Here is a 20,399-nt window from a genome sequence, read left to right as displayed (position 1 = left end):
CCCAAAGCGCCAAGCCAGCCGAGAAAGGCTTGACCAATCCCGCTCGACCTCTCGTAGCCTCTACCTATCTACTGGATCAAGAGACCTGTCAGTAGGTGCAGGTGCTCCTCATCACTCCATGACACGGCAATCGAACCTGAGCGCGAGAGCTCAAGCTGAATAGGCCTTGAGTCGTACGTGTAGACGATTTTGATCTTGTCGATCGGCGCCGTGCGGCCACCCGTGATCTCCAACAACTTCGTCATCGCATTCCCCGTGGATGCTATATCGACTCGGTAGCTGCTTTCGATATCAAACGTCACCGCCCCAGAAACGATCCGCTTAGCCATCACTCTCGTGAAGCGCTTGTCAGCCTTGAGTTGCTGATAGATCGCAGAGATGTCCGGCTTCACGATCTCCAGCGCGAAGTTCGTCCCGGTTGCAACTCGGATGAGCTCCACGAACGGCTTCAGATCCTTCGGTGGCGCCCCCATGCAGATCGAATACCGATTCGGCCCAAGCATTTCAAACACCATGTCGAAGCTGATGAAAGTCGAGTAACTAGACTCGACTGTTTCGCCCAGAGGGTTCGTGAACGACTGGGTGATATCCCGCTGCTCGTGGTACCTAAAGGCGGCCTTGTCATCCAGGATTTCAATAGCCTCGACACCGACCCGGCTCTGGTCGTTGAACGGCTGCTGTCGAAGCCCATGCACAAGGGTCTGAAAGTCAATGCGAGCGGTCAGAACCCAAACTTTCAGCCGCTTTGACTTCATGTCGTCAGACTCCTTTCGATGTCATCCAGGGTCTTCTGCGCCGCTTCCTCCAAGCGGATCTTGAGCTTCTGCTCAAACACAGGCTCGGCACGTACTAGGTTCTTCGCGTATTTCCCGTTGTTGTAGTTGTAGACACCTTTGACGATATAGGAGAAGTCACAGTACTTGGCCTGGTTACCAAACTGAGCCTCAAAGAGAACGAGCTCAGCTCCAACGAGTTTCTCACGAGCTTTCCACCGAATCTTCCACAAATAGAACCCATGACCTTCAAGCTCAAGCAACTGCTTCGACTCCAAAACACCCTTACCTTTCAGGGACGCCTTGTCGATGCGGATGATTTTGTGAACTCTGGCTTCTGGCTGCGGCTTGGCCAGTTCGACTTCAGGGTCCCCCTCCTCGCCCTCATTCTCTGACTCAACTTCAATCGAGTCCTCGATCACTAGCGCGTCGTCACTAAGATCCAAGTCATCATCTTCTTGGTCTTTGGGGTTGAATGTGGAGACGTCGACCACATCGACCACCTCCATGTCCTTGAGATTGCGGATCAAGCTGCGAAGGAAATTCGTTCTGGTGCCCGCATCAGGGATCGCTTCCAAGGAGATGGTTCGGGTCGCCACGTCCTGATCGGTGACGATCTCGATTTGGGAATACAACTGATCAGTGATGTCCTTGAACTTGTCGTTCATTGGGCCAGTGATCTTCCAGCCACTGCCCTGCTTCTCAAGGATCACCTCCGCCGTTTTCTCAACAACCTGGCGAAACTCTGCCTGGCTCAGATCGAGCTTCTGGTATTTGACGGTGAGCTTGAGATGATCACCATGAACGGCCACCTCCGCCTGCTCGTGCTGGTCATCCTCCAGCCATTCCTTGACAGAGGTGAGAGCCTCGGTCAGTTGGTCTTTAGTGACCGCTGTCGTGACGACCACATTTGTGGTTTTTTCACGACTGTCACGCCCCCCCACCAGGAGAGACAGATTCCGATAGTCGTAGTAGTCGTGGAACAGGGCACTGAATCGATTGGCCAGGAATTTTTTGTCCGACTCATTGGAAATAACGATCCCCCTCGAGAGGAAGACCCTCCGGAGTTCAGCGCTTGTCAGGCTTCGCTGCGTGAGCGCATCGTAGATCGCCTTGTCGGATGCAAAGTACAAACTACCCATTCTCATGTCAGTCTCGCTCCCATCCGATTACTTCTGGCTTATAGTTCGGAACCGCGTGATTCACGATCTCCAGTTCGATCGCCTGCAGTTTCCGCTTGCGGTTTTCGTCTTCGCCCCACTCGGTCACGTAGCTGTTGATGGCAGCATTAAAATTGCTCATGATGCTGCCGTTATGGTGGCGATTGGCAACCCTGATTCGAATCTTCAAGTCCTTGTTGGCATTGAGGATCTGAAATCTAGATAGCGCGTCAAAGAGGTATCTGAACTCAATCTCGGTGCTGCCATCGCGGCGATAATAGATCAGATAGCCTTCGCTATAAGTTTCAGCCAGTTCCTTGGCTTTCTCGCAGTATGAGATCACCTCTTTGTGGTGAATGATCATATACGGCGAGGCAATCAGCTCTGCGGTGGCCGCACGCTCCCAGTATTCACCACTGGCCTTGTGCAAGACGAGGTCGGGGTAGTAGAAGGTGTAATTGTCTCTCGGAAATTTACCTTCCGCCCTGAGATTGTTTACATCTAGCTGCAGCGTTTTCAGATAATTGATCAATGAAGGTTCAACGATATGAACCTGCTGAGAATCTTTGATGTGCAGATTCTCACCCTTGTAATCCTTGAAGTGATCGTAGAAATTCTTGTCGTACTCGTCATCGTGGTTATAGACAAAAAGCATCCCACGAATTTCATACTTCTCACGCTTAGCCAAATGGTAGCGAGTCTGCCATTCCGACGAAGCGCGAGCGCAGTCAATTGTCTTACCCAGGGACTTCAAGGCCTTCTTGATCGAGTCCAGAGTAATGGAGCCAACTGCATAGCTCTTCAAATCGGTATGAAGGTAGATGGCTTTATTCAAGTAAGGATCTGCGTACTTGAACACCACGTCAGCCGGATGCGTGTGCTCGGATTTCTTCAAGGGCGCGTGAGTCTCCTTCTTCACACAGGCGAAGTTGAGGTTAGCTGGCCCCTCTCTCGTCCACCTGAAGAAGTTGAAGATGTCATTGGAAACGAGCTCCGCGAGCTTCGCAATTTTTTCGGTTTCGCCGCCTGACATAGTCGTTCCTGTCACGAAATGAATTCGCAGGAACGGTATCGGCAGGAGCTATTGGTCCGAGCCGTGGAGGTGCGTCCTGCTGTGGATATGGCCTCATGCCAGCACAAAGTACCGTAAAACTCAGTGCCCGGCCATCAGGCACTCGTCAACCAGCAGAGGATGAATCGCTCCCGGACGAAAGGGAATCGTCGCAAAGTGCTGCACCCTGCAACTCAATCACTAGGCGACTGACAGCTCAAGATAAGGAGCTACCAGGATTCCGGACCAATTCAGTGCAGTAAATTGACGAGCAAGTCGCCAAGCTCCGCATCAACTGAATCGCACGTTCGCGCACAAAGGGAGGGTTGGTGCATTGAAGATCAAGCTAGACCGGACCTGTTTTTCAATCATTACTTGTCGAGCACCTCGATCAAGCACTGGAGGCGCTCCAGAAGATCATCGTAGGTGAGAATCTTAACGTTGGACCTCGCGTTATTGATCATTAAGGTATCTTTCTGCTCCTGCGTAAGGTCCTTGGAGCGCCCGATCACTACCATCCCCTCTGCGGTTGAACGAGCCCCTTGAAACACAGGACACCGTTTCCCCCTTACCATAAGGGATAGGCAAACGACTGTGTTTATGACTACCAGCAAAGACAAGACCATCGAAGTGCTCGGCCAGGAGCGGCGGCGCCGCTGGAGCGTCGAGGAGAAACTGGCTATGGTGCGCGAGAGCCTGGAGCCCGGACAAAGTGTCTCGGTGGTGGCCCGGCGCAACGGCATCAATCCCAACCAGCTGTTCCATTGGCGCAAGCTCTACCAGGACGGCAGCCTGTCGGCGGTCAGTGCCGGTGAAGCGGTGGTGCCTGCTTCCGAGCTGGCCGATGCCCTTAAGCAGATCCGCGAACTGCAACGGATGCTGGGCAAGAAAACCATGGAAGCCGAGATACTCAAGGAAGCGGTGGAGATCGCCCGCTCGCGAAAATGGATTGCGCACTCACCCTTGTTGCCGGGGGACGACCAGTGAAAGCGGTCAGTGAGAGTCTCGGTGTGGCGCGCTCGCAATTGACGGCTCGACTCAAACAGCCTGTTCCGGGGCTGCAGCCGCGTCGTCGCCGGACGCTCAACGATGCGGCCCTGGTCGAGCAGATCAAGCAGGCCGTCGGCACGTTGCCCAGCTACGGCTATCGCCGGGTCTGGGGTCTGTTGCGTCGGCAGCATGAGCAGCAGGCCCAGCCACCGGTCAATGTGAAGCGGGTTTACCGCGTCATGCGTGACCACGATCTGTTGCTAGAGCGGCGGCGTAAACAGCCGGGTGTAGCGCGGCGTCACGAAGGTCGTGTTGCCGTGGACACGAGCAACACCCGCTGGTGTTCGGATGGATTCGAGTTCCGCTGCGAGGACGGCGAAAAACTGCGCGTGACCTTCGCCTTGGACTGCTGCGACCGCGAGGCCATCAGTTGGGTAGCCAGCCCAAACGGCTACAGTGGCGACGATGTCCGCGACGTGATGCTGGAAGCCATCGAGCAACGCTTCGGTAGCGAGCTGCCGGCGTCGCCGGTGCAATGGCTGAGCGATAACGGCTCGGCCTATACCGCCGAACAGACCCGGGCCTTTGCCCGACAGATCGGTTTGCTGCCCCTGACAACCCCGGTGTGCAGCCCGCAGAGCAACGGCATGGCGGAGAGCTTCGTGAAGACAATGAAGCGCGACTACATCCGCCACATGCCCAAGCCCGATCGGGCGACGGCCCTGCGCAACCTGGCCATCGCCTTCGAGCATTACAACGAGGAACATCCGCACAGCGCACTGAACTACCGCTCGCCTCGCGAGTTCAGGCGCTTGGCTGAGGCATCAACTTAACGGGGTGCCGGTGTCCGGTTTGATAGGGGCAAGTCCACAGCCAGATGCGCGCCGATGGTGTCGTTGTGACCAGACAATAACCTAGCATCACCTAAGTCGCGCGCGGCTGTGCTGAGGTACTCGTCAGCGCTTGGTTAACGAGACGTGGTTACTGCTCAGCAACAACTCATTCGACTGTCGCCTGTTCAGCCTAGTGCCTGTCGACGTTGTGGTCGTTCGCGCGCTGCCCTTGCGGCCAAACTCGTGTCGACGGAGCAATCGTTATTGCGTCGGTGTTGATGTCGATGGCGTGTCCAGCCGGGTACCGTTGACTTGCCCTCGCCCACCACTCTCGAAGGCAGAGCCCTCCATTCCCTCTGCATCATTACCCTACCCAGCAGCTTGGAGTATACGGAAAAGTTGGAGGGCAAGATAAAAGGTGGCGGCACTTCGTTGGCCCGAAAAGCAGTCTGCACGGGGGTTGGAGACGGCACTCAATGCATGCAGAGGCGTGCCGTGCACAGCGCAAACTCCCGCCAGTTCTGGCTTTGGCGCGTGCCTAACACTCCTCATTGCGATCAGCTTGGAACAGGCATCGGTAACCGAACCTACAAGCGGAAACCGGTGCAGACACAGAGCCATGCCTGGAAGCTTGTAGCCCTTGAGCTACAAGACAGCTCGGGCTGCGCCATTTTGTAGCCCAAGAGCTACAAATGACCTCTTTCACCGATGTTTCTGAAACGCTGAAAAAAGCGCGCGAGCAACAACCCTGATCAGAAGCGCTCATCTGCCTAGCAAGCCCGGCTTGAGAATTAGACAGTGAGCCGAATAGGCGGCATTATCGGCTCACTTCATGAGCCGAATAGGCTCGTTAATCGGCTCACTGATGAACAACCCTTATGAATGACCCGCTCTGGATCTGGCAGCAGCCCGATTGGCCGCACTTCAGTTGGCAAGCCGAAGCGCTCGCCCCGCTGTTGCGAGCATGCAGCCAGGCTCAGGGTCGTTTGTTGGGAATGCTCGGTGCGGTGGGCAGTGACACCGAAGTGCAGAGCAGCCTGGATGCCATGCTGCAGAACATCGTCACCTCTTCTGCCATAGAGGGTGAGCAGTTGGATGTCGGTTCGGTGCGTTCATCACTTGCGCGGCGCTTGGGGTTGAACGAAGAAGGCCGTACCACCTCGCGCTCCGAAGGCCTGGCGGAACTGCTGCTCGATGCCACCCATGCGCATCAACAACCGCTAGATGAACAGCGACTCTTTACCTGGCACCGTTGGCTATTCCCCAGCGATGACCAACTTCTGGCTAGACCTCTGTACATCGGCACACTGCGCGGCGAAGAGCCGATGCAGGTGGTTTCCGGTCGCATCGACCAACCGACCGTACATTTCGAAGCGCCTCCGCGCGCAGGGCTGGAAGCGCAATTGGCCGACTTTCTCGCATGGTTCGAGAGCAGCCGCAGGGATGCCAGCCTAGATCCCTTTCTGCGCGCCGGCATCGCCCATTTCTGGTTCGTTACCCTGCACCCTTTCGATAACGGCAACGGGCGCCTCACGCGCGCCATTACCGACCTTGCACTGGCTCAGGTCGAACACGAGGCCATACGCTTTTATGCGATGTCTGCGAGCATCCTCGACGACCGCGCCGGTTACTACCGCATCCTCGAAGCCAGCCAGAAAGGCACCCTGGATATCACAGCCTGGCTGCAGTGGTTTCTAGCAACGCTGCTCAACAGCCTGGAGCAAGCCCTTGCTCGCATCGACCGCGTACTGGTCAAGGCGCGCTTCTGGCAGGCACACCGCAGCCAAAACTTATCAGCGGAGCAGATCAAAGTACTTAACCGCCTGCTCGATGGCGGCGAGCGCGGTTTCGAGGACGGTATCAGCGCCGCCCAGTACCAGGCCGTAGCCAAGGTATCCAAAGCCACCGCGACCCGTCACCTGAGCGACCTGCTGGAAAAGGGCTGCATCGAGCGACTGCCCGGTGGCGGGCGCAGCACCCGTTACCAGATAGCACGCTGAGCTGAGCTGAGCTCATCAGCGCTTGGTGCGTCATCGCACCATAGGACAATGGTCGCGATCCCCTTGAGCACTCGAAAGCAATTGGCCATTATCGGCTCAGTGCCAGGCGTCTGGATTTCGGCACACCTGCTCGCCTCTCCATTAAGCAGTTCGGCTCAAGGAAGAAAATGGATTACAGCCCGATAGTCGCCCAGGTCTGGGGCATGCTGACCTGGTTCATCCCAGCAGCGCTGCTGATCGGCCTGCTCAAATCGCCCTGGGCCAAAGGGCAGATCGGTGAACTGCTGGTACGCCTGTTCGCCCATTGGCAGCTGGATAAGCAGACCTACCGCCGCCTGCACAACGTCACCCTGAACACGCCGGACGGCACCACGCAGATCGACCACGTATTCCTCTCGCCCTATGGCATCTTCGTGCTTGAAACGAAGAACATGAGTGGCTGGATCTTCGGTGGCGAGAAGCAAGCGCAGTGGACGCAGAAGTTTCCCAAACGCAGCATCAAATTTCAGAACCCACTGCGGCAGAACTACAAACACCTCAAAGCCCTGGAAACCACCCTTGGCGTCAGCCCCGAGCACCTGCACTCGGTCATCACCTTTGTCGGCGGCAGCACCTTCAAGACCGAAGTGCCGGCCAACGTGACCCAGGGCATTGGCTTTATCCGCTATATCCAGTCATTCCAGCAGCAGGTATTCAGCGCGTCTGAAGTCGACGCCATGCTGCACGCCCTGCAAACCGGCCGCCGCGCATCTAGCCTCGCCACCCACCGCGAGCATGTGCAAAACCTCAAGCGCCGGAGTGATCCGACAGCCGAACGGCAATGCCCGAAATGCGGTAGCGCTATGATTGTTCGCATCCGTAAAACAGGGGCCAATGCCGGCCAAAAATTCTGGGGCTGTTCAACCTTCCCCAAATGCAAAACCATGCAGAGACTTTAATAGCAATCCACTGATACGCAGGACGCTCTGGCCTTTTTCGTAACCAAGACATTTCCAAGGACGTACATGACCGCATCAGCCGGAAGCCCGACCACGATCATCATCGATCTCGATCACAGCGACACTAATGCAAAACTTGAAGTGAACCAACTCGTTCAGCATCAGAGCTACAACAAGCTAAGACAGCGCATTGCCGCGGATCTGGAGAGTTTCCAGAGGAAACTGCCAACCAGAGCGGTAGGTAGCGCCCCTCCTGGCAGCGGGCTGGTTTACTTCATTGATGGCACCCGCGGCGCGGGCAAGTCCACTTTCTTGCAAAGCGCTTTTCATGCCCTAGGCAATGAAAAGATCGGGCTAAACGTCAGCCCTCTGGCCTATATCGATCCGAGCCGGATTGAGCGTAGTGAAATCATCCTGCTAAGCATCCTGAAGGCCCTTAAAGACCGCATTACGAGCTTTAGAAAAGGCGCCAGTTTGGCTGGGGAGCAACTTATCGAGCGCTTCCGCGAACAGTTCAAAAAGCTCGCTGGTGGCTTGAGCCTGTTTAGCTCGAACCACGACCAGCTTCAGGATCTAGATCCAGAGCTCTTTTTTGAATGGGGATTAGAGCGCGCAGGACACAGTACGGAGCTACGCAAAAGCCTCCATGAGCTGCTCGAGTTGGCTTGCACGATTCTAGATGCCGATGCGCTCGTCCTCGCCTTCGACGACGCCGATACCCATGCGCAACACGCACGCAGCGTGCTCGAATGCATACGCAAATACCTTGATACTCCAAGCCTTGTGGTCCTGGTTACTGGCGATATTGAGCTGTACTCGCTGATGGTGAGAGACCATTTTTACGACAGCTTGGGTGATGCTAAGCACGGCCAGGGGAAAGAACGTGCGGATCAGCGCCATAAGATGGTCGACCACTTAGAAGACCAATATCTGCTCAAGCTTTTCCCCATGCACCGTCGCTTACAATTGCGCCCACTGTGGAATCTGCTTCAACACGATGAAAATCGGTTCCGGCTGACCCATTCCAAATGGGACAAGCAGTTAACTGCCAAAGAATTAGTCAGTACCTTGATCCGGCGCGGCCTGCGAATCAAAAATCCACGCGATCTTGAGCTCTATCAAGAGTTCTTACTTAAACAGCCCTTGCGCTCGGTGCTTCAGGTAATGTCGCGATGCGCGCCCTACCTCACATCAGAAGGCGCAAATGATCAAACCGATACATGGGACCTAGAACTGTCCGAAGCCCTGAGCGAGAGCTTGCGCGCGTTGGCTCTGGGTAGTTTGTATAAATTCGGTGTGGATGTTGACGCCATCGCCGCTCACGAATTACCTGCACTTACCAAGGCTGTTTTCGACTTGGCAGTCCGCGATGGTGACTTCGACACGGCTGTGTACCTCCGCCCCCAGCCAAGTGACGCCGATCTCAAGAACAGCTTTGCGGCGCTTTCAGCGGATGTAACCCGCCTGTGTGCGGAAAAACCAGCGGCGCTAATCGACTACATGCTGGCCGCCCCCGGTAGCGTGGCGCTATTCGGGCAGGTTTTACGGCGCAAGGGTAAAGACCTTCAGACCGAAGAAGCTCGCCAGAGCCTTCGCATACAGTTCGAACAATATATGGGCATTGGTCGCAAAGAGGACGCACTCAACTGGGCCCGTCATGCTGTGGCAATTTTTTCCGCACCTCATGGAGCTAACCCAAAGAGCCCACTGGTCTACTCCGGCATTATTGGACTCAACAAGGGTAAGCCTGACCATGCCCCCCTTGAGAGCGAATCGGGCTATAAAGCAGCGGCTAGCGTCATCAGAGAATGCCCTGAACTTCCGGCTTTCGCGTTAAGCCTTGTGGACGTATCGGGGACATCAACTAGGACCTATGCATCGATCTACAACATCCTTGGCCTCATCGCCCGGTTACTCTCGCTTCAACCGAAAGATGGCCAATACCCTGTCCTGAGCGTATTACCCAAACCGTTCCCCCCGCTGAGCGTATCCCGACCACAGTGGGAAGCTGACGCGGCAGATGAGGAAGAGCTCGAGCAAGATGCGTCGGAGGACGCAGGAAAGCTCTCCACGCTTGAAGCATCAATCAAGCATTGGTTGGCTATAACAGTAGGAGTTCGTAAACAGCTGAACCCATCAGCTGTATTGATTGGCAAGATCTGGACTCGTCTGTATTTCAGTCTAGAGAAAGTGTGTGACGCCAATAGACCGAGGGTCTCCTCGATGTCAACGGGGACAGCCGGCCTGATGGAGCTCTTTGCGCTGTGCGTCATCAATGCTGTCTATATCGAGGAGCGAGATTACCATTTAAGCAGCAGCGCGGGCTTCACTGAGAGCAGTTCTGCATTAGATCGCACTAACCCTCTGACGTCTGGCAAAGCTTTTATTGAGAAGTTCAAGGACATTAAGGAGTCTCACCAAAAGCTCCCCCTAACCTACCTTATAGCCACCTGCCCCTTACTCTTAGGACTGTTGCAGGCAACCGCCAAATCGAAGGAGCTAGTTGATGGTCTTCTTTCCTGCCACCCAACATCACTGGTTGCGCAAGATGAGTTAAACGGCTCTAGACTTGGGGATTCAGTGCTTCAGGCTAAAGATTTGATGTGCCCTACCAAAACTTGGAACAAGATCAACAAAACATATATTGCCGGCACAAAATGGAAGAAATTTACTTCCAGCGGCCTCCCTCAAGACAGCGCTGATGAGGAGTCCGTAGAGTCTTGAAGAACGACACACATGAACAGCCTGCCTCGGTTATTGCTCAGATAGGCACGACGTTCCTCTCCAGTTACAAAGTACTTGCGTTGGTGCGGCGTAAGCCGTTTAACCAGCACCTGAACTTGATCGACCTACGTGAGGCGGTCTATCTGGGGTATCTGCCCTGGTCGGCACGCCTGCCGGATCACGTGTTTGGACATAGCTGGCATCTGCTGGCACAGCAGTCGACGAACAGAGGCAGCACAGGGCTGCTTTTAGGTGCGCTGCAGGCAATGGCCGATGAGTTTTTAGAACAAAGGCACTGGAGCTTGCATGTAAAGCAACAGAAATTCGGTGCTTGGCAGCAAAGCGTCGTAAGTCGTATTTCGGGGCTCCCCTTGCTGGCGGCGGCACAGCTCTTGGCGCAGCCGCCTGCGAGGGGAACAACTGAGAAGCACACACAATGGCCTTGGGAACCCCCGCAAACTTGGGCCAGCAAGAATTTGTCTGTCGTTAGCCCATACGACCCCTTAGTAGAAGATTACTTAGGGCGTGAAGGGCTGCACGAAACGCACTTGCATCTCAACGGCAGCACCCATGCGGAGAATTGCTGGCTGCGCGCCCTTCGCGCGCCTAAGCAAGAAACAAAGGACTTCAGCCTAAAGTGGCACACCCCCAACGCCGCCGACGCCACAGCAGTGCGCGAGTTGGCGCGATCGATCAACCCGGACCTCTCACCTGCTGAGTTGCACCGTCAACTAGTGGCGGCAGGCCGCTTGAGAAAGTGGCTGGTTGCGGCAGCGACCGACACACTCAACGCCGATGTCCAACTGCCCCACGATCTCTCCGAACTGATGGAAGACGAGAGCTTGCAGAGGGATGTCCCGCTCCCAGCGTCGGCGCACTTGCAGCTCTCCGTACAAAGCTGCACGGCGAGTGAGTTGTATTGGATGCAACAGCTTTTACTAAAACTCAAGAGTCAACCCAGCGTGGCTCTTGAGCGCATGTTCCATACTTATCTAATGCTCCAGAACCAACATTACCGCCTTCTGGTACAAAGCGAGGAGCAATTTGGCTTCGATCAATTTCAGAAATTTACTTACAACAAGTTGCGAGACCCCGCAGAGGAAGACTACCTGCCTCGATTTTGGGCGATACATGGCAGAGCGCAGAATGTAAGCCGCACTACCTACTTGGAAGGACGACTCTCTCCTAAAGACACATTGCGCAAGAATTACCAATTGCTCAAAGCTGTTCTGGGCGGCTACTGGCGTTACCTACACAATCAAGACCCGCAGGGTCATAGCGAAAATCTAGTGCCTCACAAGCTTGGTGAGCTGTTGGAAAAACTGGAAGAACATTTTCGTAAAACGTCCCCCCTTGATCGGTCGCATCACCGTCTTGCTCTGGTTGTACATTTCATCAAAAAATCTTGGGCGCCTGGTCGGAAGGCAGGTCCGTACCGCTTTTATAAGCAACGTCAGGAACTGGAGCTTGCAGCTAATGTGTTGCTTGAATGCCTCGCTCGTTGGCCACGCCTGCGGACCTGGGTGCGTGGAATAGACGCCGCCGCGAATGAGCTGCACGCACCTCCGGAGATATTTGCCAGTTGCTATCGCGTGTGCAATCGGGCTGGCCTAACTCACCGCACTTATCATGCAGGCGAGGATTTTGCGCACCTTTTGAGTGGGCTGAGAACCATGTATGACGCACTGGAGCTTCTTGACCTTCGTGATGGTGACCGCATCGGCCACGGCACTGCGATGGGTATTTCTCCCCGGCTTTGGCTGGAGCGTATGCCGGGACAGTTGGTGGTCAAAAAAGGCGAGTGGATGCTGGATTTGCTGGCCGCTTGGCGTCTGCTGCGTACCGTGCCTTGCGCAGCGGCCACAACCGCTCGCGTGGCAGACGATTTGGCCAAGTGCGCCGGCGAGGTGTTCCGCCGAGATATCAGCTGTACCTCACTAGACGCCGCCATGGCGCTAAGGCATCTAAACATCCGTTTTGTACAAGCTGCCTTAGAAACGGACTGGTCAGCTGACATAACTCCGTTGAGTGACCTCTGGCAGAGTGAAGCACAAAGGGTTTTGGATGCGAAACGCCGCAGCCCTCAACACTTAAAGCTGCTGTGGGAATGGGTTAGCGACCGAGAACTGTGGGAGCGCAGTGAGGCACTGCAGAGCGTTGACGCAGCCTACTTCGATGAAGCCACCTATCTGCATCTCCAGCAGGCCTTAATGCATGAGGTCGCTCGCCGAAACGTGATCATCGAAACACTGCCATCGAGCAATGTCCGCATCAGTCAGTACAACAGCTTTAGCGAGCATCACTCTCTGCGCTGGATGCGAGCGCCGGGCTTTGTGCAAGAAGGAGATCCAGAAATTATGGTTTCTCTCGGTTCGGACGATCCCGGTATTTTCGCGGGGGACTTGAACGGTGAGTTCTACCAGCTATACGTAGCTTTGCGTAATCAAGGCATTAGCGACCACGCGGCACTGGCGCTTCTAGCTCCAGTCAATGAGCGTGGCCGGGCGTATCGCTTCCATGACCCATTTCTGGGTTAAGGATTAGCCACAGATTTGAGGCCACACCCGCCAGTCGGTCAACGGTATGAGACGCCTAGCACCTGACCGTTTCACGGTACAAAAAACAGTACACTGGCGGTACAGTGCCTAGCTTCTATCGCTTTTGCAAAATTTCGCTCAATCCCAGTAACGACGCTGCCTTCAGCTTATTTTACTTGCACTGAGCTACTCACGGTTTTACTGGGCTTGCAGCGTTTCGAGGCAACTCATAATCCTGTGGCCCACGGTTCGAGTCCGTGTGGGCCCACCAAATCAAAAGCCGCGCAGTGCGCGGCTTTTGCGTTTCCGGGCCGTTGTTCACGACAGCACGATGTAATCGCTGCCGCACGCGACTCCGGCGTTCTCGCCTTCGATCAGGTGTATGTAGCGCCCTGCCACGCAGTCCAGCGGGATGCAGTCGTCCACGTCGTGGAGGTTGTCGGTGTGGGGTTTGGCCCAGGCGAGTTCGGCGAGTTGGCGTTTGCCTTGGGCCTTGGCGTCGGCCTTGTCGCGGGCGACGACCAGCAGGTAGCTGTGGGCTTCGCCGAAAACGCCGGTTTCGTAGCCGCCGAGGTTGATGAAGAACAGACGCGGGTCGCCGCCGGCGGGGGCCTGGTCGGTGAAGGTCACGCGGTAGCCTGCCACGCCGTCGACGGCCATCCAGGCGTCGATGTGCAGGCCCGCCGGGGCGCCGAACCAGCCTTCGCGCAGTTGCGGGTAGGTGCCTTCGAGCGTGTCGGCGATGGCGAATACCACGTCGTGCACCTCGATCTTGGCGCGGGGGTGTCGGCCGCCCAGCATCACCACGTACAACATGTCTGTCTCCTTGGTTTCATGGCTGATCGCTATATACATCCATACATAGCGGGTGGCGATCTTAGCATCGGATGCGGGGGATTCCGCGTCATGCTTCTTCCGAAAACTCCTACTCCGGCTCGTCATTGCCGGCCTACAAGGCTCGTCTGTAGCGTCTCCCCCCGTCGCAGCTCCGGCTGCGGCCGGGAGTGGAATCCCGAGCACAAAGTTGAGACACATACGCCATAAGCAGGGTCAGCGAATGGACGTTTCATTCGACAATCCTGGCGGTCTATGGCGGACCGTGCGAGGCGGGCGCAAGCCCTCCGGTTTAACTTTGTGCCGGCATTCCACACCTCGTACGGTCCGCCACCCTCACGCAACAAGGATCCGGTGGCGGCTCCCCTTACCAGGAAGGAGTCTGCACATGTCCCACGACTATTACGTTCCCAGCGTTTTCCACCGCCACCACCGTGCGTTTCGCGCCCTGCTGATCGACGATCAGGTCTGGGTGGTGGCCCGCGACCTGGGTCCGTTGACCAACCGCCATTTCGATGAACACCTGCCCCGCAAGCTGGACCCGGACCAATGGCGCCGGGAGCGTCTGGAGAATCACCAGGGCGACGTGGAGTGGGAGCTGCTGATCAGCGAAAGCGCCGTTTGCGAGCTGCTCAAGGTGAACTTCTACCACCCGGAGAATCGAGGCCTTCGCCAGTGGTTCACCGGCGAAGTGGTGCCTGCCCTGCGCTCGGCGGCCAGCCCTCACCTGCCCCGGCAGCGTCGGGTGGAATGGCGGGGCAAGGAGTACAGCCTGATGGAGTGGCAGGGGCGGCAGTGGGTGCGGGTAGCCGACGTGGCGGAGTTGTTCGAGGGCAAGACGCCGTAGCCCGTTGTTCCTGCACGAGTAAACATCCACGTTCGTAGAACGTGGACTTGCTCTTGGCCCCCAAGAAAGGGGCCTCTCGGCGCAGCCGGCCGGATCGTGGCCCGAATGGAATCCAGGAGCGGCGGTGAGTGCGGGCCCCGCTTCACCGGCATGGCGCCGAGGGTGGAGGGAGAAGCGTCATCCACCTTACGTATTCAGGGCGTGGCGGGGGGGTCGCCGGCCAACTCGAAGAATGCCTTCACCACCCGCAGCTCCGCGTAGCTCTCCAGGCACGCGAGGTAGTGCCGGCTCACCAGTCCTTCGCCCTTCAGCGGCAAGGCCGCCACCCTGGGGTCGCGCGGTACCTCCAGCGAGTAGAGGATGCTCAGCCCCAGCCCGGCGGCGACAGCTTCAATCACCGCTTCGCGGCTGTTCAGCTCCAGCGCCGCGCGCAGTTCCAGGCCCTGTTCGCTGCAGGCCTTCTCGAAGGTGCGCCGGGTCAGGGAGGCGGGCTCGCGTTGCAGCAGCACTTCGCCGCGCAGCGCGTGCAGCGCGACTTCCTCGCGCGTACCGATCCACGGATGGCCCGCCGGCAGCAGCAGGCACAGGCGCGCCTCGCCTATGGGTTGCAGGCGCAGGCCGGGGCGTTCGGTCAGGTCGCTGACCAGCGCCAGGTCCACCCGCTCGCCGTTGAGGGCGGCGAGGGTTTCCTGGGTGTTGCCCAGGCGCAGGTTGATGGCCACGCCGGGATGACGCTCACGCATCCGCGCCAGCAGCGGCATGACCAGGTGCGGGCTGTCGGCGGCAAGGTCGAGGCGGCCGGACGCCAGGGCGCGGCTGGTGTCCAGCAGGTCTTCGGCCTGTTCCGCCAGGGCGAACAGTTGGTGGCTGATGGCAGCCAGGTCGCGACCCAGTTCGGTGGGCTCCACCTGGCGCGCGGAACGCCGCAGCAGGCGCACCTGGTAATGCTCTTCCAGTGCCTTGATGTGCCCGGTCACCGCCGGCTGGCTGATGCACAGGCGCTCGGCGGCGCGGGTGAAGCTGCCCTCGCGGACCACCGCGTCGAAGGCACGGAGCTGGAACAGGTTCATGGCCACTCCATCAGCAGGACTTATCCGGCGGATAACGATAAACGATTTGAATGATGATTAGATGAAACCGCAGGCTAGGCTCCATTGATCCCGCCGCACTTCCGCCGGAGTTTCCCTTGTTCAGCGATACCGACCTCGCCACCCTGCTGGTCCTGCTGTCCGCCCTGATGCACGCCAGCTGGAACGCGGTGATCAAGTCCGGCAGCGACCGCCTCTCATCGATGGCGCTGGTGGACGGCGTGGCCTTCTGCTTCAGCATTGCGCTGCTGCCGCTGGTGAGCCCGCCGCCGCTGGTGGTGTGGGGGCTGATCGGTCTTTCGGTGGTGGTGAACACCCTGTACCGCCTGCTGCTGATCCGCGCCTATCACTACGGCGATTTCGGCCAGGTCTACCCGGTGGTGCGCGGCCTGCCGCCGCTGCTGGTGGCGCTGTGCGCGGGGCTGGTGTTCGGCGAGCACCTGTCCGGCGCCATGCTGCTGGGCATCGTGCTGATTTCCCTGGGCATCCTCAGCCTGCTCTCCACCCGCCTGGAATCGAACGCGCTGAAGGCCCTGGGCTGCGCGGCGCTGGCCGGCGCCGGGGTTGCGCTCTACACGCTGATCGACGCCCAGGGCGTGCGCCGCGCCGACGGTGTGCTGCAGTTCGTGGTCTACCTGACGCTGATGCAGAGCATGACCATTCCGGTGCTGGCCTGGATGCGCCGGGGCCCGCTGGTGCTGCGCTTCGCTCGCGACAACTGGCGCATCGGGCTGTTCGGCGGCTTCAACTACTGCGTGGCCTACGGCCTGGTGCTGTTCGCCATGACCCTGGACAACGTGGCCAAGGTCGCGGCCTTGCGCGAGAGCAGCGTGATCATCGCCGCGGTCATCGCCAGCCTGGTGTTCAAGGAGCCCTTCGGCATCCGCCGCATCGTCGCCGCCTGCGTGGTCACGGCCGGTATCCTGCTGATCAAGATGGTGGATTGATGCCCCGGATCGATGGGTTTCGCTTCGCTCTACGCCATCCTACGGAACAGACGCTGAGTTGTAGGATGGGTCGGGCGGCGTTCCGCGAGCCTGCGAAACCCATCAATCGTTGTTCTTTGGGGCGCTCTACCGTTTGGCGATGATGTACACGGCGTGGACGATGCCGGGGATATAGCCCAGCAGGGTGAGCAGGATGTTCAGCCAGAAGGCGCCACCAAACCCGACCTGGAGGAACACGCCGAGCGGCGGCAGGAGGATGGCGATGAGGATGCGGATCAGGTCCATGTGAAGCTCCTTTCAGGAAAGATCATCGGCCTGGTAACCGACATTCCCACTGACTAGGCGTTCATTGCGGCACACCCCCATAATCGCCGCCTGATGTTTCCACCGGATGCCCTGCCATGCCCATCGCCAGCGAAGACCTCGACCAGCACGGACTGGTCATCGGTGTTTCCCCCGAGCGTTTCCGCGAAGTGGCCATGCCGCTGCTTTTCGACCACTTGAACGCCCAGTGCGAAGGCACCATCGCGGTGAATCGCCAGGCGCGCATTGTCTGGATCAACGACAAGTACGCGGAAAAGCTCGGCATCCGGGACGCGCGCAGCGTGCTCGGCAAGGAGATCGAGGAGGTACTGCCGGCCAGCCGCCTGCGCGAGGTGGTGCAGAACGGCCAGCCGAGCATGCTCGACCTGATGGCCTTCGGCGACGAGCATTTCGTGGTCACGCGCATCCCCCTCTGCGATGAGGACGGCACCCTGGTGGGTGCCCTGGGCTTCGTGCTGTTCGACCGCGCCCGCCACCTGCAGCCGGTCATGGCCAAGTACAACCAGTTGCAGACCCAGTTGGCCGCCACCCAGCGCGAGCTGGCCAGGGCGCGCCGCGCCCGCTACACCATCGCCGGGTTCATTGGCACCTGCGCCGCCGCCAGCGAGGTGAAGCGCCAGGCGCGGCGAGCCGCGCAACTGGACGCCACGGTGCTGCTGCGCGGCGAAACCGGCACCGGCAAGGAGCTGCTGGCCCAGGGCATCCACAACCTGTCGCTGCGCGCCAACGGGCCTTTCGTCGCGGTGAACGTGGCGGCCATTCCCGAATCCCTGGTGGAGGCCGAGCTGTTCGGCACCGCTCCCGGCGCCTTCACCGGCGCCGACAAGCGTGCGCGCGCCGGCAAGTTCGAGTTGGCCAATGGCGGCACGCTGTTCCTCGACGAAATCGGCGACCTGCCGCTGCCGCTGCAGGCAAAAATGCTCCGCGTGCTGCAGGAGCAGGAAGTGGAGCCGCTGGGCTCGAACCAGGTGAAGGCGCTGAACGTGCGGGTGATTGCCGCGACCCACGTGGACCTGGAAGCCAAGGTGGCCGCCGGGCAGTTCCGCGAGGACCTCTACTACCGGCTCAACGTGCTGGCCCTGCGCCTGCCGCCTCTGCGCGAGCGCCGCGAAGACCTGCCGGCGTTGATCGAGCACCTGCTGGACGATATCGCCAGCCGCTCCGGCCTGCCGCCGCTGGAACTGGCCGAGGACGCCCTGCAGTTGCTGCAGGCGCAACCCTGGCCGGGCAACGTGCGCGAGCTGCGCAACCTGCTGGAACGAGCGCAGATGAGCAGCGACGCCGACCCGCTCGGCGCGGACGCCCTGCGCGCGCTGCTGGTGAATCCGATGCCCGCCGGCAGCGCGCCGGCGATGCCGCCAGCGCCAGCGCCCGTCAGCGGAGAGGTCCGCCCCCTGGCCGAGAGCCTGGCCGCCGCCGAACGCCAGGCCATTCTCGCCGCCCTCGCCGCCTGCAACGGCAACCGCACCCAGGCCGCCGAACGCCTCGGCATCGCCCGCGCAAGCCTGTACAACAAGTTGCAGGCGCATGGGTTGTAAGGGGCTTGCGGGAAAAACCTGTGGGAGCGAATTCATTCGCGAATGCAGGTCACAGACCTGCCCCAGGATGTGACCGGGGCCGCTGCGCGACCCTTCGCGAATGAATTCGCTCCTACGAACGAGGCTTTCTGATCGTCTAACCGTCTGGACACTCCAACTCCACACCGACCAGAAAACTGGACACTGTCCAAAAATGTGGACACCCGGTTTATCCCCTGAATGGCCGGCAATGCCCGCCCCAGAGCCTTTTGCCAACCCAAGGCGCGTCCTGGCACGGCTTTCGCTCTAGCCGTTCCACAAGCCGCCTCGACGCGGCGGATTACAACAACAAGAAGGAAGTCCCCATGGGCACCCTAGGTATCCTGATTTCGCTCGCTCTGCTGATGTACCTCGCTTACCGAGGCATCAACGTACTGATCCTCGCTCCCCTGATGGCCCTGTTGGCCGTGCTCTTCGCCGGCGACGCGGCGCTGATGCTGCCGACCTACACCCAGGTCTTCATGAAGTCCCTGGGCGGCTACCTGATCCAGTTCTTCCCGCTGTTCATGCTCGGCGCCATCTTCGGCAAGTTGATGGACGATTCCGGCTCGGCCCGCGCCATTGCCCATGGCATCGTCGCCCGGCTCGGCCGCGAGCGCGCCATCCTGGCCATCGTGCTGGCCTGCGGCCTGCTCACCTATGGCGGCGTGTCGCTGTTCGTGGTGGCCTTCGCCGTCTACCCCATCGGCACCGCGCTGTTCCGCGAGGCGGGCATTCCCAAGCGCCTGCTGCCGGGCGCCATCGCCCTCGGCGCCTTCACCTTCACCATGACCGCGCTGCCCGGCACCCCGGCCATCCAGAACGCCATCCCCAGCCCCTTCTTCGGCACCGACGCCTTCGCTGCGCCCATCCTCGGCCTGATCGGCGGCCTGATGATGCTCGGCCTCGGCAGCTGGTGGCTGTCCGCCCAGGCACGCAAGCTGATGGCCGCCGGCGAAGGTTACGGCGTACACAAGGACGATGCGCAGGAGCAGGCCGGCGTTCCCGCCATCGGTTTCTGGCTGGCCCTGCTGCCGATCCTGCTGGTGATCGCCCTCAACTTCGTGATGGCCAAGCAGGTGCTGCCGTCCCTGGACACCAGTTACCTGGCCAAGCCGGAGTTCGGCGGCCTGCAGGACGCCAAGTCGGTCATCGGTATCTGGTCCATCATCATCGCCCTCGGCAGTGCCGTGCTGCTGCTCGTCGGCCTGCACTGGAAGCGCTGGACCGACCTGCGGCAGAGCCTCAACGACGGCACCTTCGGTTCCATGCTGCCGATCCTCAACACGGCCTCCGAGGTGGGTTACGGCACGGTGATCGCTTCCCTGGCCGGCTTCGTGGTGATCCGCGACCTGGTGCTGAGCGTGCCGGGCAACCCGCTGGTGTCCGAGGCGGTGGCGGTGAACATTCTCGCGGGCATCACCGGTTCGGCCTCGGGCGGCATGTCCATCGCCCTCAAGACCCTCGGCGCGCAGTACCTGGAAATGGCCAACGTCGCCGGCATCAACCCGGAACTGCTGCACCGGGTCGCCGCGATGGCGTCAGGCTGCATGGACACCCTGCCGCACAACGGCGCGGTGATCTCGCTGCTGGCCATCTGCAAGCTGACCCACCGCGATTCCTATCGGTTCATCTTCATGAACACGGTGGTCTTCCCGCTCATGGCGCTGGGGGTGGTGATCACCCTGGGCAGCCTGTTCGGGAGCTTCTGATCCAGGCCTGTGCCTGGCGATGTGGGGGCGAATTCATTCGCTAAGCAGACCGCAGGTCTGCCACGGGCTCTCTTGGGGCCGCTTC

15 protein-coding genes are annotated in these 20,399 nt (G+C 59.1%); 9 read left to right on the top strand and 6 right to left on the bottom strand.

What is annotated here, in order from left to right:
• Nucleotides 1–68: 68 nt before the first annotated feature.
• From PJW05_RS02460 to PJW05_RS02450, 3 genes are read right to left on the bottom strand one after another with little or no spacing between them, the layout of a single operon-like run.
• The gene (locus PJW05_RS02460) at nt 69–755 is read right to left on the bottom strand and encodes a hypothetical protein (RefSeq protein WP_271410363.1); all 687 of its coding nucleotides are present in this window, start codon (nt 753–755) and stop codon (nt 69–71) included.
• Nucleotides 752–1,915, bottom strand: coding sequence for a hypothetical protein (locus PJW05_RS02455; RefSeq protein ID WP_271410362.1), 1,164 nt, complete (start codon nt 1,913–1,915; stop codon nt 752–754). Before PJW05_RS02455 ends, PJW05_RS02460 begins: the two co-directional genes overlap by 4 nt.
• A gap of 7 nt (nt 1,916–1,922) precedes the next feature.
• Entirely contained in the window at nt 1,923–2,966 is a 1,044-nt protein-coding gene (locus PJW05_RS02450) for a hypothetical protein (RefSeq protein ID WP_271410361.1), read from the bottom strand.
• A gap of 618 nt (nt 2,967–3,584) precedes the next feature.
• On the opposite strand from PJW05_RS02450, the gene PJW05_RS02445 reads away from it, so the two are divergent.
• The 5 genes from PJW05_RS02445 to PJW05_RS02425 all read left to right on the top strand — a co-directional run bounded on the left by PJW05_RS02445 (nt 3,585) and on the right by PJW05_RS02425 (nt 13,006).
• A protein-coding gene (locus PJW05_RS02445) for an IS3 family transposase (RefSeq protein WP_271408042.1) occupies nt 3,585–4,807 on the top strand; the annotation gives its coding sequence in 2 pieces (ribosomal slippage) (nt 3,585–3,930 and nt 3,930–4,807; 1,224 coding nt in all).
• 878 nt (nt 4,808–5,685) lie between these two features.
• Nucleotides 5,686–6,807 (top strand): Fic family protein, encoded by a 1,122-nt coding sequence (locus PJW05_RS02440; protein WP_271410360.1) that lies wholly within the window; start codon nt 5,686–5,688, stop codon nt 6,805–6,807.
• 167 nt (nt 6,808–6,974) lie between these two features.
• Complete coding sequence (locus tag PJW05_RS02435; RefSeq protein WP_271410359.1) at nt 6,975–7,745, top strand: nuclease-related domain-containing protein; 771 nt, start codon at nt 6,975–6,977, stop codon at nt 7,743–7,745.
• Between the two features lie 66 nt (nt 7,746–7,811).
• Complete coding sequence (locus tag PJW05_RS02430) at nt 7,812–10,469, top strand: P-loop NTPase fold protein (RefSeq protein ID WP_271410358.1); 2,658 nt, start codon at nt 7,812–7,814, stop codon at nt 10,467–10,469.
• On the top strand, nt 10,466–13,006 hold the full coding sequence (locus PJW05_RS02425) for a hypothetical protein (RefSeq protein WP_271410357.1): 2,541 nt from the start codon (nt 10,466–10,468) through the stop codon (nt 13,004–13,006). Before PJW05_RS02430 ends, PJW05_RS02425 begins: the two co-directional genes overlap by 4 nt.
• A 318-nt stretch (nt 13,007–13,324) precedes the next feature.
• Here PJW05_RS02425 and PJW05_RS02420 read toward each other — a convergent pair whose 3' ends face one another.
• Nucleotides 13,325–13,822, bottom strand: a complete 498-nt coding sequence (locus PJW05_RS02420) for a DUF1543 domain-containing protein (protein ID WP_271410356.1) — start codon at nt 13,820–13,822, stop codon at nt 13,325–13,327.
• Between the two features lie 406 nt (nt 13,823–14,228).
• Between PJW05_RS02420 and PJW05_RS02415 the strand changes: the two genes are divergently transcribed.
• Nucleotides 14,229–14,687, top strand: coding sequence for a phage antirepressor (locus tag PJW05_RS02415; protein ID WP_271410355.1), 459 nt, complete (start codon nt 14,229–14,231; stop codon nt 14,685–14,687).
• A gap of 194 nt (nt 14,688–14,881) precedes the next feature.
• Here the strand turns inward: PJW05_RS02415 and PJW05_RS02410 are convergent, their stop codons facing one another.
• Nucleotides 14,882–15,757 carry a LysR substrate-binding domain-containing protein gene (locus PJW05_RS02410; protein ID WP_271410354.1) on the bottom strand — a complete coding sequence of 292 codons (876 nt, stop codon included), beginning with the start codon at nt 15,755–15,757 and terminating at the stop codon, nt 14,882–14,884.
• 116 nt (nt 15,758–15,873) lie between these two features.
• Here PJW05_RS02410 and PJW05_RS02405 point away from each other — a divergent pair, with 116 nt between their 5' ends.
• Complete coding sequence (locus PJW05_RS02405) at nt 15,874–16,722, top strand: EamA family transporter (protein WP_271410353.1); 849 nt, start codon at nt 15,874–15,876, stop codon at nt 16,720–16,722.
• Between the two features lie 126 nt (nt 16,723–16,848).
• Here PJW05_RS02405 and PJW05_RS02400 read toward each other — a convergent pair whose 3' ends face one another.
• Nucleotides 16,849–17,007, bottom strand: coding sequence for a YqaE/Pmp3 family membrane protein (locus tag PJW05_RS02400; protein WP_003084988.1), 159 nt, complete (start codon nt 17,005–17,007; stop codon nt 16,849–16,851).
• A gap of 116 nt (nt 17,008–17,123) precedes the next feature.
• On the opposite strand from PJW05_RS02400, the gene PJW05_RS02395 reads away from it, so the two are divergent.
• Complete coding sequence (locus tag PJW05_RS02395; protein ID WP_271410352.1) at nt 17,124–18,584, top strand: sigma-54 interaction domain-containing protein; 1,461 nt, start codon at nt 17,124–17,126, stop codon at nt 18,582–18,584.
• A 344-nt stretch (nt 18,585–18,928) separates the two neighbouring features.
• Nucleotides 18,929–20,314: a GntP family permease gene (locus tag PJW05_RS02390; protein ID WP_271410351.1), complete on the top strand. Its 1,386-nt coding sequence runs from the start codon at nt 18,929–18,931 to the stop codon at nt 20,312–20,314.
• Nucleotides 20,315–20,399: the final 85 nt, after the last annotated feature.

It is taken from the genome of Pseudomonas sp. Q1-7 (assembly GCF_028010285.1).
GTDB lineage: Bacteria > Pseudomonadota > Gammaproteobacteria > Pseudomonadales > Pseudomonadaceae > Metapseudomonas.
The sequence above is the reverse complement of the archived record's forward strand: the minus strand, read 5'-3'. Positions and strand labels throughout refer to the sequence as shown.

What these genes read in the sequence shown, in the direction of transcription:
- PJW05_RS02460 (WP_271410363.1), bottom strand. Translation starts at nt 755, where the DNA reads ATGAAGTCAAAGCGGCTGAAAGTTTGGGTTCTGACCGCTCGCATTGAC.
- PJW05_RS02455 (WP_271410362.1), bottom strand. Translation starts at nt 1,915, where the DNA reads ATGGGTAGTTTGTACTTTGCATCCGACAAGGCGATCTACGATGCGCTC.
- PJW05_RS02450 (WP_271410361.1), bottom strand. Translation starts at nt 2,966, where the DNA reads ATGTCAGGCGGCGAAACCGAAAAAATTGCGAAGCTCGCGGAGCTCGTT.
- PJW05_RS02440 (WP_271410360.1), top strand. Translation starts at nt 5,686, where the DNA reads ATGAATGACCCGCTCTGGATCTGGCAGCAGCCCGATTGGCCGCACTTC.
- PJW05_RS02435 (WP_271410359.1), top strand. Translation starts at nt 6,975, where the DNA reads ATGGATTACAGCCCGATAGTCGCCCAGGTCTGGGGCATGCTGACCTGG.
- PJW05_RS02430 (WP_271410358.1), top strand. Translation starts at nt 7,812, where the DNA reads ATGACCGCATCAGCCGGAAGCCCGACCACGATCATCATCGATCTCGAT.
- PJW05_RS02420 (WP_271410356.1), bottom strand. Translation starts at nt 13,822, where the DNA reads ATGTTGTACGTGGTGATGCTGGGCGGCCGACACCCCCGCGCCAAGATC.
- PJW05_RS02415 (WP_271410355.1), top strand. Translation starts at nt 14,229, where the DNA reads ATGTCCCACGACTATTACGTTCCCAGCGTTTTCCACCGCCACCACCGT.
- PJW05_RS02410 (WP_271410354.1), bottom strand. Translation starts at nt 15,757, where the DNA reads ATGAACCTGTTCCAGCTCCGTGCCTTCGACGCGGTGGTCCGCGAGGGC.
- PJW05_RS02400 (WP_003084988.1), bottom strand. Translation starts at nt 17,007, where the DNA reads ATGGACCTGATCCGCATCCTCATCGCCATCCTCCTGCCGCCGCTCGGC.
- PJW05_RS02395 (WP_271410352.1), top strand. Translation starts at nt 17,124, where the DNA reads ATGCCCATCGCCAGCGAAGACCTCGACCAGCACGGACTGGTCATCGGT.
- PJW05_RS02390 (WP_271410351.1), top strand. Translation starts at nt 18,929, where the DNA reads ATGGGCACCCTAGGTATCCTGATTTCGCTCGCTCTGCTGATGTACCTC.